At 72.0% G+C, this 14,830-nt stretch carries 14 protein-coding genes; 7 read left to right on the top strand and 7 right to left on the bottom strand.

What is annotated here, in order from left to right:
* Positions 1-5: 5 nt before the first annotated feature.
* Both galK and AC3ANR_RS19700 read right to left on the bottom strand, forming a co-directional pair.
* Positions 6-1,142 (bottom strand): galactokinase, encoded by a 1,137-nt coding sequence (gene galK / locus AC3ANR_RS19695; RefSeq protein ID WP_488289795.1) that lies wholly within the window; start codon positions 1,140-1,142, stop codon positions 6-8.
* A gap of 76 nt (positions 1,143-1,218) precedes the next feature.
* Complete coding sequence (locus AC3ANR_RS19700) at positions 1,219-2,322, bottom strand: class I SAM-dependent DNA methyltransferase (RefSeq protein ID WP_488289796.1); 1,104 nt, start codon at positions 2,320-2,322, stop codon at positions 1,219-1,221.
* Positions 2,323-2,369: 47 nt separating this feature from the next.
* Between AC3ANR_RS19700 and hemE the strand changes: the two genes are divergently transcribed.
* Both hemE and AC3ANR_RS19710 read left to right on the top strand, forming a co-directional pair.
* Positions 2,370-3,461: a uroporphyrinogen decarboxylase gene (gene hemE / locus AC3ANR_RS19705; protein WP_488289797.1), complete on the top strand. Its 1,092-nt coding sequence runs from the start codon at positions 2,370-2,372 to the stop codon at positions 3,459-3,461.
* Between the two features lie 342 nt (positions 3,462-3,803).
* Positions 3,804-5,852, top strand: coding sequence for a primosomal protein N' (locus AC3ANR_RS19710; protein ID WP_488289798.1), 2,049 nt, complete (start codon positions 3,804-3,806; stop codon positions 5,850-5,852).
* On the opposite strand, the gene rsmI is transcribed toward AC3ANR_RS19710, so the two are convergent.
* Positions 5,849-6,763 (bottom strand): 16S rRNA (cytidine(1402)-2'-O)-methyltransferase, encoded by a 915-nt coding sequence (gene rsmI / locus AC3ANR_RS19715; RefSeq protein ID WP_488289799.1) that lies wholly within the window; start codon positions 6,761-6,763, stop codon positions 5,849-5,851. The genes AC3ANR_RS19710 and rsmI overlap by 4 nt on opposite strands.
* 12 nt (positions 6,764-6,775) lie before the next feature.
* On the opposite strand from rsmI, the gene AC3ANR_RS19720 reads away from it, so the two are divergent.
* Complete coding sequence (locus tag AC3ANR_RS19720) at positions 6,776-7,156, top strand: YraN family protein (protein ID WP_488289800.1); 381 nt, start codon at positions 6,776-6,778, stop codon at positions 7,154-7,156.
* 43 nt (positions 7,157-7,199) lie between these two features.
* Here the strand turns inward: AC3ANR_RS19720 and AC3ANR_RS19725 are convergent, their stop codons facing one another.
* Entirely contained in the window at positions 7,200-7,622 is a 423-nt protein-coding gene (locus AC3ANR_RS19725) for a VOC family protein (protein ID WP_488289801.1), read from the bottom strand.
* Between the two features lie 120 nt (positions 7,623-7,742).
* Here AC3ANR_RS19725 and AC3ANR_RS19730 point away from each other — a divergent pair, with 120 nt between their 5' ends.
* Both AC3ANR_RS19730 and AC3ANR_RS19735 read left to right on the top strand, forming a co-directional pair.
* Complete coding sequence (locus AC3ANR_RS19730) at positions 7,743-8,342, top strand: phosphoheptose isomerase (RefSeq protein WP_488289802.1); 600 nt, start codon at positions 7,743-7,745, stop codon at positions 8,340-8,342.
* On the top strand, positions 8,339-8,989 hold the full coding sequence (locus tag AC3ANR_RS19735; protein WP_488289803.1) for a BON domain-containing protein: 651 nt from the start codon (positions 8,339-8,341) through the stop codon (positions 8,987-8,989). The genes AC3ANR_RS19730 and AC3ANR_RS19735 overlap by 4 nt, the downstream gene beginning before the upstream one ends.
* Positions 8,990-9,085: 96 nt before the next feature.
* Here the strand turns inward: AC3ANR_RS19735 and AC3ANR_RS19740 are convergent, their stop codons facing one another.
* The gene (locus AC3ANR_RS19740) at positions 9,086-9,988 is read right to left on the bottom strand and encodes an NAD(P)-dependent oxidoreductase (protein WP_488289804.1); all 903 of its coding nucleotides are present in this window, start codon (positions 9,986-9,988) and stop codon (positions 9,086-9,088) included.
* Positions 9,989-10,159: 171 nt separating this feature from the next.
* On the opposite strand from AC3ANR_RS19740, the gene AC3ANR_RS19745 reads away from it, so the two are divergent.
* Positions 10,160-11,686 carry an MFS transporter gene (locus AC3ANR_RS19745; protein ID WP_488289805.1) on the top strand — a complete coding sequence of 509 codons (1,527 nt, stop codon included), beginning with the start codon at positions 10,160-10,162 and terminating at the stop codon, positions 11,684-11,686.
* Positions 11,687-11,695: 9 nt separating this feature from the next.
* Here the strand turns inward: AC3ANR_RS19745 and AC3ANR_RS19750 are convergent, their stop codons facing one another.
* Positions 11,696-12,832, bottom strand: a complete 1,137-nt coding sequence (locus AC3ANR_RS19750) for a PilT/PilU family type 4a pilus ATPase (protein ID WP_488289806.1) — start codon at positions 12,830-12,832, stop codon at positions 11,696-11,698.
* A 168-nt stretch (positions 12,833-13,000) separates the two neighbouring features.
* Positions 13,001-14,044, bottom strand: a complete 1,044-nt coding sequence (locus tag AC3ANR_RS19755) for a type IV pilus twitching motility protein PilT (RefSeq protein ID WP_488289807.1) — start codon at positions 14,042-14,044, stop codon at positions 13,001-13,003.
* 39 nt (positions 14,045-14,083) lie between these two features.
* Here AC3ANR_RS19755 and AC3ANR_RS19760 point away from each other — a divergent pair, with 39 nt between their 5' ends.
* A complete protein-coding gene (locus AC3ANR_RS19760; protein ID WP_488289808.1) occupies positions 14,084-14,776 on the top strand; it encodes a YggS family pyridoxal phosphate-dependent enzyme in 693 nt (230 codons plus the stop codon).
* The last annotated feature ends 54 nt before the right edge of the window (positions 14,777-14,830 follow it).

Below are 14,830 nucleotides of genomic sequence, written 5' to 3' on the forward strand. Positions count from 1 at the left end.
ACTCCTCAACCGGGGGCGGCGGGCACCAGCACCCTGCCGGTGTGCCCGGCGCGGCGGTAGGCATCGAGCACGGCCGAGGCGACCTCCGTGACGGCCTCGCTGCTGCACAGCGCGACGCAGGCCCCGCCGAAGCCGGCGCCCGTCAGGCGCGCCCCGTGCACGCCGGGCTGGCGCTGCAGCAGCTCGACCAGCAGGTCCAGCTCGGGCGTGGACACCTCGTAGTCGTCGCGCAGGCTCGCGTGCGAGGCATTCATCAGGGCGCCCAACGCGGCCGCGTCGCGGCACTGCGGGGCCTGCAGCACGCGCTGGTTCTCGGTGAACACGTGGCGCGCGCGCCGCCGCGGCAGCTCGGGCAGCGCCTCGATCGGTTCGAGATGCGCGACGTCGCGCAGCGAGGGCACGCCCAGCAGCCGCGCGGCCTCCTCGCACTCGCTGCGCCGCGGACTGGCGCCGCCGGCCGCCAGCGACCGCGCCCCGCCCGAGTCGAGCACCAGCACGGCGCTGCCCTCGGGCAGCGGCACCGCGCGCCACTGCAGCGAGCGCGTGTCGAGCAGCAGCGCCTGGTCGGTGCGCGCCAGGCTCGCGGCCATCTGGTCCATGATCCCGCAGCGCACGCCGGCGAACTGGATCTCCGCCTGCTGCGCCAGCTGCGCGAGCCGCACGTCGTCCATGTCGACCTGCAGCAGCGCGCGCAGGCAGCGCAGTGTGGCGACTTCGAGCGCCGCGCTCGAGGCCAGGCCGACCTCCATCGGGACGTCGGACGCCACATGGATGTCCAGCGCCGGCACCTCGACACCGTCCTCGCGCGCCAGGCGCAGGCACCCGTACACGTAGGTGGCGAAGTGCTCGGGCGGGGGATCCTCCAGCGTGAAGCGCGCCGAGCTGCCCAGCTCGGCGGAATGCAGGCGGCAGTGCGACTGCCCGTTGCGCGCCATGGCGACGCGGGTCTGCTGCGGGATCGCCACCGTCAGCACCAGGCCCTGGTTGTCGTCGGTGTGCTCGCCCAGCAGGTTCACCCGGCCGGGGGCGGCGGCCTCGGCCTGCGGCAGCGCGTGGAAGACCTGCTCGAACGCGTGCAGGCCGGACGGGCGCGGGTGTTCGGCGCGCGCGGCGATTTCCGCTTCGAGGGCGGCATGGCTCATGGCAGGAGCACCTCCAGCTGTTGCAGTGACCCCGGCCCGGGCATCGATGGCCGCGCCCGCGCGGTGCGCAGCGGACCTAGGCCGCGCGGCCGGGCCGTTCCAGCCAGGCGAACAGGCCCTCGACGGGCCGTCCCTGGTCCAGGCGCAGAGGATGCCGGGCGCACTGCCGGACAGCGAAACCGTGTTGCCGTGCCAGCATCCGGATGTAACGCTCGGAGTGGGCGTAGCGAAGGCTCATGCGCAGCAGCCAGTCGTGGTCGTCGCCGGCCGCCTCGACCGAGAAGCAGAACTCGCCGCCCGGCTGCAGCGCGCGGGCGACGCCGGCGAACACGGCCTCCAGCGCGCCGACATAGATGAACACGTCGGCGGCGAACAGCAGGTCGTAGCGCCGCGGCGTGGCCGCCAGCCATGCCGCCAAGTCGCCCTGCACCACCTCGTCGTACACCGCGCGGCCGCGCGCGCGCTCCACCATCGCCGCCGACAGGTCGATGCCATCGAGCCGGTCGCACCGCGGCCGCAGCCAGGGCGCGGCGAGGCCCGTCCCGCAGCCCAGGTCCAGCACCGCGCCGTACCGCGGCCGCGCGAGGCCCGCCGCCAGGAGTTCGGGCGCGCGGTACTGCAAGGCGTCGACCAGGTGGTCGTCGAAGCCGTCCGCGTAGGCATCGAACAATTGCTCGACGTAGTGGCGCGGCGGTGCCGTGGGCGCCGCACCGGCCTGCAGCGCACCGAGCGCGAACCGCACCAGTTCCGGATCCGCGCCGGCGTCCAGCGCGCGGCGGTACGAATGCGCCGCGGCGGCCGCGTCGCCGCGCTCGCGCAGCAAGGTGGCGCGCAGCATCCACGCCGCGCCGGCGCTCGGCTGCAGGTGGACGGCGCGGTCCACGGCCCGCAGCGCCTCGTCGGCCCGGCCGAGTTCGGCCAGGCCGGCGGCCAGGTGGCCCAGCGCCTGCGCGTTGTCCGGCTCCGCCGCCAGGGCCTGCCGCATGACGTCGACGGCCTCGCCGGCGCGGCCCAGCTTCAGCCGCGCCGCGCCCAGGTTGGTGAGCGACGAGGGCCGGCCCGGCACCAGGGCCACCGACGCGGCGAACTCGCATTCCGCCTCGGCGTAGCGGCCGGCCTCGTAGTGCGCGACACCGCCCAGGAAGCGGTCGCGGGCCTGCGCGAAGCGGTCGTCGTCCATGGCCGATCATAGAAAGACCCGGCGGACCCGCCTGCGACAATCGGGCGATGACTTTCGCCCCGCTCCAGAACGACACGTTCCTGCGTGCCTGCCGGCGCCTCGCCACCCCCTACACCCCCCTGTGGCTGATGCGCCAGGCCGGCCGCTACCTGCCCGAGTACCGCGCCACGCGCGCGCAGGCCGGCAGCTTCATGGGCCTGGCGACCAACGTCGACTACGCGACCGAGGTGACGCTGCAGCCGCTGGAGCGCTATCCGCTCGATGCGGCCATCCTGTTCTCGGACATCCTGACCGTGCCCGATGCCATGGGCCTCGGGCTGAGCTTCGCCCTCGGCGAGGGGCCCAAGTTCGCCCACCCGGTGCGCGACGAGGCCGCCGTGCGCGCGCTGGCCGTGCCCGACCTGGAGAAGCTGCGCTACGTGTTCGACGCCGTCACGTCGATCCGCAAGGCGCTCGACGGCCGGGTGCCGCTGATCGGCTTTTCGGGCAGCCCGTGGACGCTGGCCTGCTACATGGTCGAAGGCCAGGGCTCGGACGACTACCGCCTCGTCAAGACCCTGCTGTACAGCCGCCCGGACCTCATGCACCGCATGCTCGAGGTCAACGCGGACGCGGTCGCCGCCTACCTGAACGCCCAGATCGATGCCGGTGCCCAGGCGGTGATGGTGTTCGACAGCTGGGGCGGCGTGCTGGCCGACGGCGCGTTCCAGGAATTCAGCCTGGCCTACACCGCCCGGGTGCTCGCGCAGCTCAAGCGCGAGAGCGGCGGCGCCGTCATCCCCCGCATCGTGTTCACCAAGGGCGGCGGCCCCTGGCTCGAGCAGATGCGCGAGCTGGACTGTGACGTGCTGGGCCTCGACTGGACCGTGAACCTGGGCCGCGCCCGCCAGCTGGTGGGCGACCGCAAGGCGCTGCAGGGCAACCTGGACCCGAACGTGCTGTTCGCCCCGCCCGAGCGGATCGAGGCGCAGGTGAAGGCACTGCTGGACAGCTTCGGCCCGCCCCACACCGGGCCGGGCGAGGGGCCCTCGCTCATCTTCAACCTGGGGCATGGCATCAGCCAGCACACGCCGCCCGAGCATGTGTCGGCGCTGGTCGAGGCGGTGCATCGGCTGTCGCGCCGGACCGTGCTCGGCTAGCCTGGCGTCATCCGGGCATCCCCTAGTGGACAGCGCGCAGGCGCCCGGCGGTCGGCTTGACTTATGCACAAAACCGGTGTTGCGGCGCAGCGAGACAGCGGCCCGGCGCCGGCCGGCGCTACGATTTCCATAGCCACGCTAAGTGCTTGATTTTGTTGAAATTGTCGGAATGCCGTTTTTCCGTGCACCGTAGCCAAGCCCTTGATTTTCCGGGCCCTGCGGGCCGTCGTCCGGGTTCTATCAACAAAGTTATCCACAGAACTGGTGAAGATCTGTAAAGAGCTTTGAAATCAACGACTTGGCCCCGACTCCGAAGCTCAACATGAAGAAGCGTTTGCAAGGATGAGCTCCTCGGCCTGCCGGCTCGAGGTGGTGGTGGCCGCCCCGGCCCACAGCGGCATCGGCCGCTCGCTCACCTACCGCAGCGAGTCGCCGCTGGCGGCCGGCTCGCTCGTGCGCGTGCCGCTCGGCCGGCGCGAGGTCCTGGGCGTGGTCTGGGGCGAGACGGCGGCGCCGGACAGCCCGGACCGGGAAGAGAAAAGCGTCGCGGCGGCACTCGAAGGCATCCCGCCCCTGTCGGCCGCATGGCGACAACTGGTTGCATTCGCATCGGCCTATTACCAGCGCAGCCCGGGCGAGGTGGCCCTGGCCGCGCTGCCGCCGCAGTTGCGCGAGCTCAGTCCCGCGCAATGGCAGCGGCGCCTGGCCCGGCGCACGGCCGAGTCCCAGGACACTGCGTCGCAGGCAATGCCGACGTTGACGGCCGAGCAGGCCGCTGCGCTCGAGGGGCTGCGGGCCGGCGGCGGGCCGTTCCTGCTCTACGGCGCCACCGGCAGCGGCAAGACCGAGGTCTACCTGCGCGCCACGGCCGAGGTGCTGCAGACGGATCCGCACGCCCAGGCGCTGGTCATGGTGCCCGAGATCAACCTCACGCCCCAGCTGCAGCAGCGCTTCGAGGAGCGCTTCGGCGCCGCCGCCATCGTGTCCATGCACAGCGGCATGACGCCCGCCCAGCGGCTGCGCGCCTGGCTGGCCGCGCACACGGGCGCCGCGCGCATCGTGCTGGGCACGCGCATGGCGGTGTTCGCGTCGATGCCGCGGCTGGCGCTGCTGGTGGTCGACGAGGAACACGACCCCAGCTACAAGCAGCAGGAAGGCGCGCGCTACTCGGCGCGCGACCTCGCCGTCTACCGTGCCCGGCTCGAGGGCGCACGCGTCGTGCTCGCCTCGGCGACCCCGTCGCTGGAGAGCTGGCATGCGTGCGAACGCGGGCGCTATACGCGGCTGGACATGCCCACGCGCATCGGGGCGGGGGCGCTGCCCAGGGTGCGGCTGGTCGACATGAACCTGCAGCCGAAGCAGACCATCGTCGCGCCGGCGCTGCTGGCCGCCATCGAGGAGCGCATCGGCCGCGGCGAGCAGACCCTGGTCTTCCTGAACCGGCGCGGCTACGCGCCGGTGCTGGCGTGCAACGCCTGCGACTGGAAGAGCGAGTGCCCGCATTGCAGCGCCTACCGCGTCTTCCACAAGATCGACCGCACCCTGCGCTGCCACCACTGCGGCTTCACCGAACGCGTGCCGCGCGCCTGCCCGCAGTGCGGCAACGCGGACATCGCGCCCCTGGGCCGCGGGACCGAGCGGCTGGAGGAGCACATCGCGCAGCTGCTCGCGCAGGCCAGGCGCCCCGACGGCGCGCCGGTGCGCATCGCGCGCATCGACGCGGACACCACGCGCCGCAAGGGGGCGCTGGACGAGCAGCTCGCCCAGGTGCACGCCGGCGAGGTCGACGTGCTGGTGGGCACGCAGATGGTGACCAAGGGACACGACTTTCGCCGCATCACGCTGGTGGCGGCCCTGCAGGCCGACGCGGCGCTGTTCTCCAGCGATTTCCGCGCGCCCGAGCGGCTGTTCTCGCTGCTGCTGCAGGCGGCCGGGCGGGCCGGCCGCGACGCGGCCCATGCCGGGGCGAGCGAGATGTGGATCCAGACCTGGCACCCCACGCATCCGCTCTTTGCCGCCCTGCGCCGGCACGACTTCCCGGCCTTCGCCGCCGAGCAGCTCGAGGAACGCGAGGCCGCCAGCATGCCGCCGTTCGCCTTCCAGGCCCTGGTGCGGGCCGAGGCGCGGACGCAGGAGGTCGCGCAGGCGTTCCTGCGCGTGGCGGCCGAGGCGGCGCAGCAGCTGCAGGACGCCGACGACGTGACGGTCTACCCGCCGGTGCCGATGGCCATCCAGCGGGTGGCCAATGTCGAGCGGGCACAGATGCTGGTGGAGAGTGCCTCGCGCAAGGCGCTGCAGCGGTTCCTGGCCGAATGGCAGCCGGTGCTGCAGGCCGGACGCACCAGCGGCCTGATCCGCTGGGCGGTGGACGTCGACCCGCTGGCGATCTAGGCGTCGCCGCCCTTGGCCCGCAGCGCCGCCTCGTACAGCGCGTTGCGCGGCGCGCCGGTGATCTCGGCGGCCAGCTTGACGGCGGTCTTGAGCGGCAGCTCCGGCAGCAGCAGGCGCAGCACGCGCTCGCCGTCGTCGTCGGCCGCGGGCTCGTCCACCCCGTGCAGCACCAGCGCGAACTCGCCGCGGGTGCGCTGCGCGTCCGCGGCCAGCCACGCGGCGAGTTCCGCGCAGCGCATCGTGGCGACCTGCTCGAACTGCTTGGTCAGCTCGCGGGCGACGGTGACCGGCCGCTCGCCCAGCACGGCCAGCGCCCTGGCCAGCGCCTCGATGCGGTGCGGCGCCTCCAGCAGCACCACGGCCCGCGCCTCGCGGGCCAGCGCCTGCACCGCGGCATCGCGCTCGCCCGCCTTGCTGGACAGGAATCCGGCGAACACGAAGCCGCCCTCGTGCACCGAGCCGGCCGCGCTGACCGCCGTGGTCACGCTGCTGGCGCCGGGCAGCGGTAGCACGCGCAGTCCCGCGGCGTGCACGGCCGCCACCAGCCTGGCGCCGGGGTCGCTCACGGCGGGGGTGCCGGCGTCGCTCGCATAGGCCACGCGCTCGCCGGCGCGTAGCCGCTCGACGACCTGCTGCGCGGCCTGCGCTTCGTTGTGCTGGTGCACCGCCAGCAGGCGCTCGCCGGGCACGTCGATGCCCAAGGCGCGCAGCAGGGCCTGGGTGTGCCGCGTGTCCTCGCACGCGATGCGGTCGGCGATCTGCAGCACGTGCAGCGCGCGCAGCGTCACGTCCCCCAGGTTGCCGATGGGCGTGGGCACGAGGTACAGCGTGCCGTGCGGATAATCCTGCGCCCCCACCGCGGTGCGGGCCGCCTGCAGCGCGGCGGCGAAGGAAGCGGCGCTCGAGGACATCGGGAGGCGGTGATGAAGGTTGGAGTTGGCGGTGCCACCGCGTCGCCCAAGACGGTGGGCGATGCCGCGGAAGACCGCGCGCTCGCGCACCTGCGCCGGGCCGGACTGCAGCTGGTGGCCCGCAATTATCGGACGCCCGGGCGCGGCGGCGGCGAAATCGACCTGGTCATGCGCGACCGCGACACGCTCGTTTTCGTCGAGGTGCGCCGGCGCGCCAGCGGCGCCTTCGGCGGCGCCGCGGCCAGCGTCGGCGCGGTCAAGCAGCGCCGGATCGTGTTCGCCGCCCGCCACTTCCTGCTGCGGCTGCGCACGCCGCCCGCGTGCCGCTTCGACGTGGTGAGCGTGCAGGACGGCGGCATCGAGTGGCTGCGCGCCGCGTTCGACGCCGCCTGAGGCGGGGCGCACGCATCGGCCGGCCGCGCGTGCCGCGGCCCGCTCAGCCCAGCGAGTCGAACCCCGGATTGAAGGCGACCTCCCAGAGGTGGCCGTCGGGATCCTGGAAGTAGCCTGCATAGCCGCCATAGAAGGTCGACTGGGCCGGCTTGACGATCGTGGCGCCGGCCCGCGCGGCCTGGCGCATGACGGCGTCCACCTCCTGCGGTGACGGCACGTTGTGGCCGATCGACACCTCCAGCGCGCTGGGCGGCTGCGGGGGCAGGCCGGTGTCCGCGGCCAGGCTGCGCCGCGGCCACAGCGCCAGCTTCAGGCCCGGCTGGAGCGCGAAGAACGCGACGGCGCCGTTCTCGTGCTGCGCTCCCACGATGCCCTGGGTGGCGAACCCCAGGCCGTCGCGGTAGAACGCCACCGACCGTTCGAGGTCGTCGACGCCCAGGGTGAGCAGGGTGATGTTGGGATTCATGCGGAAGACCTCCATCGGCCGCGCCCGGCCGGGCCAAGCCAGCCATGGACGCAGCCCCGGTGCAGGGGCATGCCCGGCGGCGCCTGTGGGCGCGAAAGCCCCAAGTTATCATCCCCGCCCATGCTCGAACAACGGATCCAGCAGCACTTCATCGAGAGCGCCGACCTGAAGTACCAGGCGGCGCAGACGCTGAGCAAGCCGATCGCGGCGGGCGTGCAGGCCATCCTGGCCTGCGTCACCAGCGGCGGCAAGGTGCTGGCCTGCGGCAACGGCGGCTCGGCCGCCGATGCGCAGCACTTCTCGGCCGAGTTCGTCGGCCGCTTCGAGCGCGAGCGGCCCGAGCTTGCGGCCGTGGCGCTCACCACCGACAGCTCGATCCTCACCGCCATCGCCAACGACTACGACTGGAGCCGCGTGTTCGCCAAGCAGGTGCGCGCGCTCGGCCAGGCCGGCGACGTGCTGCTGGCGCTGTCGACCAGCGGCAACTCGGCCAACGTGATCGCCGCCATCGAGGCCGCGCACGAGCGCGAGATGACCGTCATCGCGCTCACCGGGCGCGGCGGCGGCAAGATCGGCCAGCTGCTGCGCGAGACCGACGTGCACATCTGCGTGCCGCACGAGCGCACCGCGCGCATCCAGGAAGTCCACATCCTCGCCCTGCACTGCCTGTGCGACGGCGTCGACGCCCAATTGCTCGGAGACCAGGAACCCACCCCATGACCCATCGCCTGCATCGCCTCGCCCTCGCCGCCTGCGCCGTCGTCGCGTTGTCGGCCACCCTGCCCGGCTGCGCCCCGCTCGTGATCGGCGGCGCGGCCATGGGGACCATGGTGGCGATCGACCGCCGCACCTCCGGCGCCCAGCTGGAGGACGAAGGCATCGAGCTGCGCGCCTCGGCGCGCATCCGCGACACGATGGGCGAGCGCACCCACATCAACGTGACCAGCTACAACCGCCAGGTGCTGCTCACCGGCGAGGTGCCCAGCGAGCGCGACAAGCAGGCCGCCGAGCAGCTGGTCGCCAAGGTGGAGAACGTGCGCAGCGTCGTCAACGACCTGGGCGTGATGGGCAACTCCTCGCTCACGCAGCGCTCGTCCGACGCGCTGGTCACCGGCAAGGTCAAGGCCTCGCTGGTGGACGACAAGCTGCTGATGGCCGGCGCGTTCAAGGTGGTCACCGAGCGTGGCACCACCTACATGATGGGTCTGGTGACCCCGCGCGAAGCCGAGCGGGCCACCAACATCGCCCGCACGGTGGGCGGCGTGCAGCGCGTGGTGCGCCTGTTCGAGATGATCACCGAGGACGACCTGCGCCAGATCACGGGCACGCCGCAGAACACGGCGCCGGCACCGCGCCAGACGCCCTGACGGGGCCCGGTCCGCGGGGCCGCCGTCCCGCACGCCGCGGGCACCCAGCTTCGCAAAGGGCGCCGGTGAAGCGCCCCGCACGGCAAGCGGCCGGTCCTACTTCAGCCGCTTGATCAGGCTGGACGTGTCCCAGCGGTTGCCGCCCAGCTGCTGCACGTCGGCATAGAACTGGTCCACCAGCGCCGTCACCGGCAGGCGCGCGCCGTTGCGCTTGGCCTCGTCGAGCACCAGCCCGAGGTCCTTGCGCATCCAGTCGACCGCGAAGCCGAAGTCAAACTTGTCGGCGATCATGGTCTTGCCGCGGTTGTCCATCTGCCAGCTCTGCGCGGCACCCTTGCCGATCACCTCCAGCACCTGGTTCATGTCCAGGCCGGCGCGCATGCCGAACGCGATCGCCTCGGACAGCCCCTGCACCAGCCCCGCGATGGCGATCTGGTTGACCATCTTGGCCAGCTGGCCCGCGCCGCTGGCGCCCAGCAGCGTGCAGGCGCGCGAGAACGCCATCGCCACCGGCCGCACCGACTCGAACGCGGCTGCGTCGCCGCCGCACATCACGGTGAGCAAGCCGTTCTGCGCCCCCGCCTGGCCGCCCGAGACCGGCGCGTCGATGAACTGCACGCCCTGGGCCGCGGCGGCCGCCGCCAGCTCGCGCGCCACGTTCGCCGACGCGGTGGTGTGGTCGACGAACACCGCGCCGGGCTTCATGCCCGCGAGCGCGCCGTCGGCGCCGAGCACCACCGAGCGCAGGTCGTCGTCGTTGCCCACGCAGCAGAACACGATGTCGCAGCCCTCGGCGGCCTGGCGCGGCGTCGGCGCCGCCTGGCCCTTGAACTCGCCCGTCCACGCCTGCGCCTTGGCCGCCGAGCGGTTGTAGACCGTCACGTCGTGCCCGGCCAGCGCGAGGTGGCCCGCCATCGGGAATCCCATCACCCCCAGGCCGAGGAACGCGACCTTGCGCGGCGCCGTGGGTTCGTAGGTCTTGGGATTGGTGCTGGCCATGGCGGTCTCCGGAATGTGATGGCCGGATTCTAGGAGCGGGGCCGGCGGCGGGCGCGCCTCATCGGCGACGGATCGCCGATGATGGCGCCCGGTGTCCACTCCCGGGGCGCAGGCATGACGGTGGCGACTCGACTCCCATGCGACGAAGCGGCCGCGCACCGCGGACCGGCCGTGCCCTGCAGCGCGAAGGCCAGGCGCTGGGTGCTGGTCGCCTCCATCCTGGGCTCCAGCCTGGCCTTCGTCGACGGCACGGTCGTCAACGTCGCGTTGCCCGCGATCCAGGCCGCCTTCGGCGCTTCGGCCGCCCAGGTGCAGTGGGTGGTCGAAGCCTATGCCCTGCTGCTCTCTTCGCTGCTGCTGGCCGGCGGCGCGCTCGGCGACCGCCTCGGGCGGCGGCGCCTGTTCCTGGCCGGCATCGCCGTCTTCGCCCTGGCCTCCCTCGCCTGCGCGCTGTCGCCGTCGGTGCAGTTGCTGATCGCCGCGCGGGCGGTGCAGGGCGTGGGCGCTGCGCTGCTCGTGCCCGGCAGCCTGGCCCTGATCAGCGCGGCGTTTCCCGAACAGGAACGCGGTCCCGCGTTCGGCACCTGGGCGGCCTGGAGCGGCGTGACGTCCGCCGTCGGCCCGCTGGTGGGCGGCTGGCTGGTCGACCATCGGTCCTGGTCGTGGGCGTTCGCGGTCAACCTGCCCGTGGCCGCCGTGCTGCTGTGGATCACCTGGGCGCAGGTTCCCGACGACCGGCCGCCGCCCGCGTCGACGCCGTTCGATGCCGCCGGTGCGCTGTGGGCGACGGCCGCGCTGGGCGGCGCGGTGTACGCGCTGACCGAAGCGCCCATGCAGGGCTGGCAGGCGCCGGCGGTCGTGGCGGCCGGCGGCATCGCCGCCGCCGCCCTGGCCGCGTTCGCCTGGGCCGAGCGCCGGCATCCGGCGCCGATGGTGCCACCCGCGCTGCTGCGCCAGCGCGCGTTCGCGGGCGCCAACCTGCTCACGCTGCTGCTCTATGCGGGCCTGGGCGGCGGCCTGTACTTCCTGCCGCTGAACCTGGTGCAGGTGCAGGGCCTGTCGGCCACCGCCGCGGGCGCCGCGCTGCTGCCCTTCATCCTCGTGATGTTCCTGCTCTCGCGCTGGGCCGGCGGCCTGGTGGACCGCCACGGCGCGCGGGCGCCGCTGGTGGCCGGCCCCGCGCTCGCCGCGCTGGGCTTCGCGCTGCTGGCCTGGCCGGGCACGGAGGCCAGCTACTGGCGCGGGTTCCTGCCGGGCGTGCTGGTGCTCGGTTTCGGCATGGCGATCGCCGTCGCGCCGCTCACCACGGTGGTGATGGCCTCGGTGGCGCCGGATGCGGCCGGCGTCGCCTCGGGCATCAACAACGCCGTCTCGCGCATGGCCGGCGTGCTGGCGATCGCGCTGTTCGGCGCGCTGATGGCGGGCGTGTTCGGCGGCGAACTGCGCCGCTCGCTCGAGTCGGTGGCGCTGCCGCGCGAGACGGCCACCGCGGTGTGGAACGAGCGTGGCCGGCTGGCCGCCCTGCAGCCGCCCGGGGACGCGCCACCGAAGGCGGCCGCGGCCATCCGCGAGTCGACCCGGGAGGCGTTCGTGGCCGGGTTTCGCGCCGTGATGCTCACCAGCGCGCTGCTCGCGCTGGCCGGCGCCGGCGTCGCGGCGCTCACGCTGCCGCGCGGGCGCCCGCAGCCGCGGCGGTGAAGCGCGCGATCAGACGATCGCGAGGTGCTCGGTGCCGGAGGACAGGTCCTGCGTCTTGGCGCGCTGCGAATTGAGCTTGATCTGCAGGCGCAGGTCGTTGACCGAGTCGGCGTTGCGCAGCGCGTCCTCGTAGCTGATGATGTTGTTCTCGTAGGCGTCGAACAGGGCCTGGTCGAACGTCTGCATGCCCAGGTTGCGGCTCTTCTTCATGATCTCCTTGATCTCGGAAACCTCGCCCTTGAAGATCAGGTCGGAGATGAGCGGCGAATTCAGCATGATCTCCACCATCGCCTGGCGGCCCTTGCCGTCCTGCTTGGGCACCAGGCGCTGCGAGATCATGGATTTGAGGTTCAGCGACAGGTCCATCAGCAGCTGGGCGCGGCGCTCCTCGGGGAAGAAGTTGATCACCCGGTCGAGCGCCTGGTTGGCGCTGTTGGCGTGCAGCGTGGCCATGCACAGGTGACCCGTCTCGGCGAACGCGATGGCGTGTTCCATCGTCTCGCGGTCGCGGATCTCGCCCATCAGGATCACGTCGGGGGCCTGGCGCAGCGTGTTCTTCAGCGCCGATTCCCAGTTGTCCGTGTCCAGCCCCACCTCGCGCTGCGTGATCACGCAGTTCTTGTGCGGGTGCACGAATTCCACCGGGTCCTCGATGGTGATGATGTGGCCGTACGAGTTCTCGTTGCGCCAGTCGATCATCGCCGCCAGCGTGGTCGACTTGCCCGAGCCGGTGGCACCCACCAGGATCACCAGGCCGCGCTTGGCCATGACGATCTCCTTGAGCACCTGGGGCACGCCCAGCTTGTCGATCGTGGGCAGGTTCTGCGGGATCACCCGCAGCACCATGCCCACCTTGCCCTGCTGCACGAACGCGTTGACGCGAAAGCGCCCGATGCCCGGCGGCGAGATGGCGAAGTTGCACTCCTTGGTGCGCTCGAACTCCGAGGCCTGCTTGTCGTTCATGATCGAACGCGCCAGCGCCAGCGTGTGCTGGCCGGTCAGCGGCTGCGGCGACACCTTGGTGACCTTGCCGTCGACCTTGATGGCCGGCGGGAAGTCGCCCGTGATGAACAGGTCGCTGCCGTTGCGGCTGACCATCAGCCGGAGCAGGTCGTTGATGAACTTGGTGGCCTGGTCGCGTTCCATGACGACTCCTTCAGATGAGCGAATCGCGTCGCGGCTGGGGCGCTCGACGCGAGGAGGCAATGGCTTCGCAGGCCAAGCCGGGGACACCGCGCAAGCGGCCTTGGCGGGCCGCTGGTGTCGCCCCTTCGAGGGGGAGGCGGCCGCAGGCCGCTTCGGGGGAGAACCCGTTCATCCGGGGAAGTTCTCCGGGATCTTGGCCTTGGAGCGCGCCTCGGCGGGCGAGATCACGTTGCGCTTGACCAGGTCGGTGAGGTTCTGGTCCAGCGTCTGCATGCCAAAGCTGTTGCCGGTCTGGATGGCCGAGTACATCTGGGCCACCTTGGCCTCGCGGATCAGGTTTCGGATGGCGGAGGTGCCGATCATGATCTCGTGCGCCGCCACGCGGCCCGAGCCGTCCTTGGTCTTGCACAGCGTCTGCGAGATCACCGCCTGCAGCGACTCGGACAGCATCGCGCGCACCATCTCCTTTTCCTCGGACGGGAACACGTCGATGATCCGGTCGATGGTCTTGGCGGCGCTGGAGGTGTGCAGCGTGCCGAACACCAGGTGGCCCGTCTCCGCGGCGGTCATCGCCAGCCGGATCGTCTCCAGGTCGCGCATCTCGCCCACCAGGATGCAGTCCGGGTCCTCGCGCAGCGCCGACTTCAGCGCGGCGGCGAACGACAGCGTCATCGGCCCGACCTCGCGCTGGTTGACCAGGCACTTCTTGGATTCGTGCACGAATTCGATCGGGTCCTCGACCGTGAGGATGTGGCCGTACTCGTTCTCGTTCAGGTAGTTGATCATCGCCGCCAGCGTGGTCGACTTGCCCGAGCCGGTGGGGCCGGTCACCAGCACCATACCGCGCGGCTTGAGCGCCAGGTCGGCGAAGATCTTGGGGGCGTTGAGCTGCTCCAGGCTCAGGATCTTGGACGGAATGGTCCGGAACACCGCCGCCGCGCCGCGGTTCTGGTTGAACGCGTTGACGCGGAAGCGCGCCAGTCCCTCGATCTCGAACGAGAAGTCGCACTCGAGGAATTCCTCGTACTGCTTGCGCTGGCCGTCGTTCATGATGTCGTACACCATGGCGTGCACCTGCTTGTGGTCCAGCGGGTCGATGTTGATGCGCCGCACGTCGCCGTGCACGCGGATCATCGGCGGCAGTCCCGCGGACAGGTGCAGGTCCGACGCCTTGTTCTTCACGCTGAATGCCAGCAGCTGGGTAATATCCACGAGTCCCTCTCCGTGTTGCTCAGGTAGCGCCGGCCGATTATGACGACGATTCACAGCAACCTCCAGACCGTCCGGGCGCGGATCGAAGCCGCCTGTGCCCGGGCGCAACGGCCAGTGAACGATGTCACGCTGCTGGCCGTTTCCAAGACCTTCGGCCCCGATGCCGTGCGCGAGGCGCACGCTGCCGGCCAACTCGCCTTCGGCGAGAACTACATCCAGGAAGCGGTCGAGAAGATGGCGCTGCTGGCCGACCTGCCGCTGCAGTGGCACTGCATCGGCCCGATCCAGAGCAACAAGACACGCCTGGTGGCGCAGCACTTCGACTGGGCGCACACCATCGACCGCCTCAAGGTCGCCGAACGCCTGTCGGAGCAGCGGCCCGAGGGCAAGCCGCCGCTGTCGGTGTGCATCCAGGTCAACATCGATGGCGGCGCGGCCAAGTCGGGCGTGGCGCCGGACGAGGCGCTGGGCCTCGCGCGCGAGGTGGAGCGCCTACCGAACCTGCGGCTGCGCGGGCTGATGACGATCCCCGAGCCGGTCGACGGCTTCGAAGCGCAAAAGGAGATCCACGAACGCGCCGCCGCGCTGTGGCGCGAGCTGCGCGCGGCCGGCCTGCCGCTGGACACCCTGTCGATGGGCATGACCGCCGACCTGGAAGCTGCCATCGCCGCGGGCAGCACCATGGTGCGCATCGGAACCGCCATCTTCGGCGGCCGCTCGAACAAGGCCTGAGCGGCGCGCCTGCCTGGCTGCTGTCGACGCTGCAGGCAGACGGGCCCGGACCCT

This window comes from Ramlibacter sp. JJN2-2R (genome assembly GCF_057747835.1).

Bases quoted from the DNA above. Each gene is read 5' to 3' on its own strand.
- galK (WP_488289795.1), bottom strand. From the start codon at position 1,142: ATGAGCCATGCCGCCCTCGAAGCGGAAATCGCCGCGCGCGCCGAACAC.
- AC3ANR_RS19700 (WP_488289796.1), bottom strand. From the start codon at position 2,322: ATGGACGACGACCGCTTCGCGCAGGCCCGCGACCGCTTCCTGGGCGGT.
- hemE (WP_488289797.1), top strand. From the start codon at position 2,370: ATGACTTTCGCCCCGCTCCAGAACGACACGTTCCTGCGTGCCTGCCGG.
- AC3ANR_RS19710 (WP_488289798.1), top strand. From the start codon at position 3,804: ATGAGCTCCTCGGCCTGCCGGCTCGAGGTGGTGGTGGCCGCCCCGGCC.
- rsmI (WP_488289799.1), bottom strand. From the start codon at position 6,763: ATGTCCTCGAGCGCCGCTTCCTTCGCCGCCGCGCTGCAGGCGGCCCGC.
- AC3ANR_RS19720 (WP_488289800.1), top strand. From the start codon at position 6,776: ATGAAGGTTGGAGTTGGCGGTGCCACCGCGTCGCCCAAGACGGTGGGC.
- AC3ANR_RS19725 (WP_488289801.1), bottom strand. From the start codon at position 7,622: ATGAATCCCAACATCACCCTGCTCACCCTGGGCGTCGACGACCTCGAA.
- AC3ANR_RS19730 (WP_488289802.1), top strand. From the start codon at position 7,743: ATGCTCGAACAACGGATCCAGCAGCACTTCATCGAGAGCGCCGACCTG.
- AC3ANR_RS19735 (WP_488289803.1), top strand. From the start codon at position 8,339: ATGACCCATCGCCTGCATCGCCTCGCCCTCGCCGCCTGCGCCGTCGTC.
- AC3ANR_RS19740 (WP_488289804.1), bottom strand. From the start codon at position 9,988: ATGGCCAGCACCAATCCCAAGACCTACGAACCCACGGCGCCGCGCAAG.
- AC3ANR_RS19750 (WP_488289806.1), bottom strand. From the start codon at position 12,832: ATGGAACGCGACCAGGCCACCAAGTTCATCAACGACCTGCTCCGGCTG.
- AC3ANR_RS19760 (WP_488289808.1), top strand. From the start codon at position 14,084: ATGACGACGATTCACAGCAACCTCCAGACCGTCCGGGCGCGGATCGAA.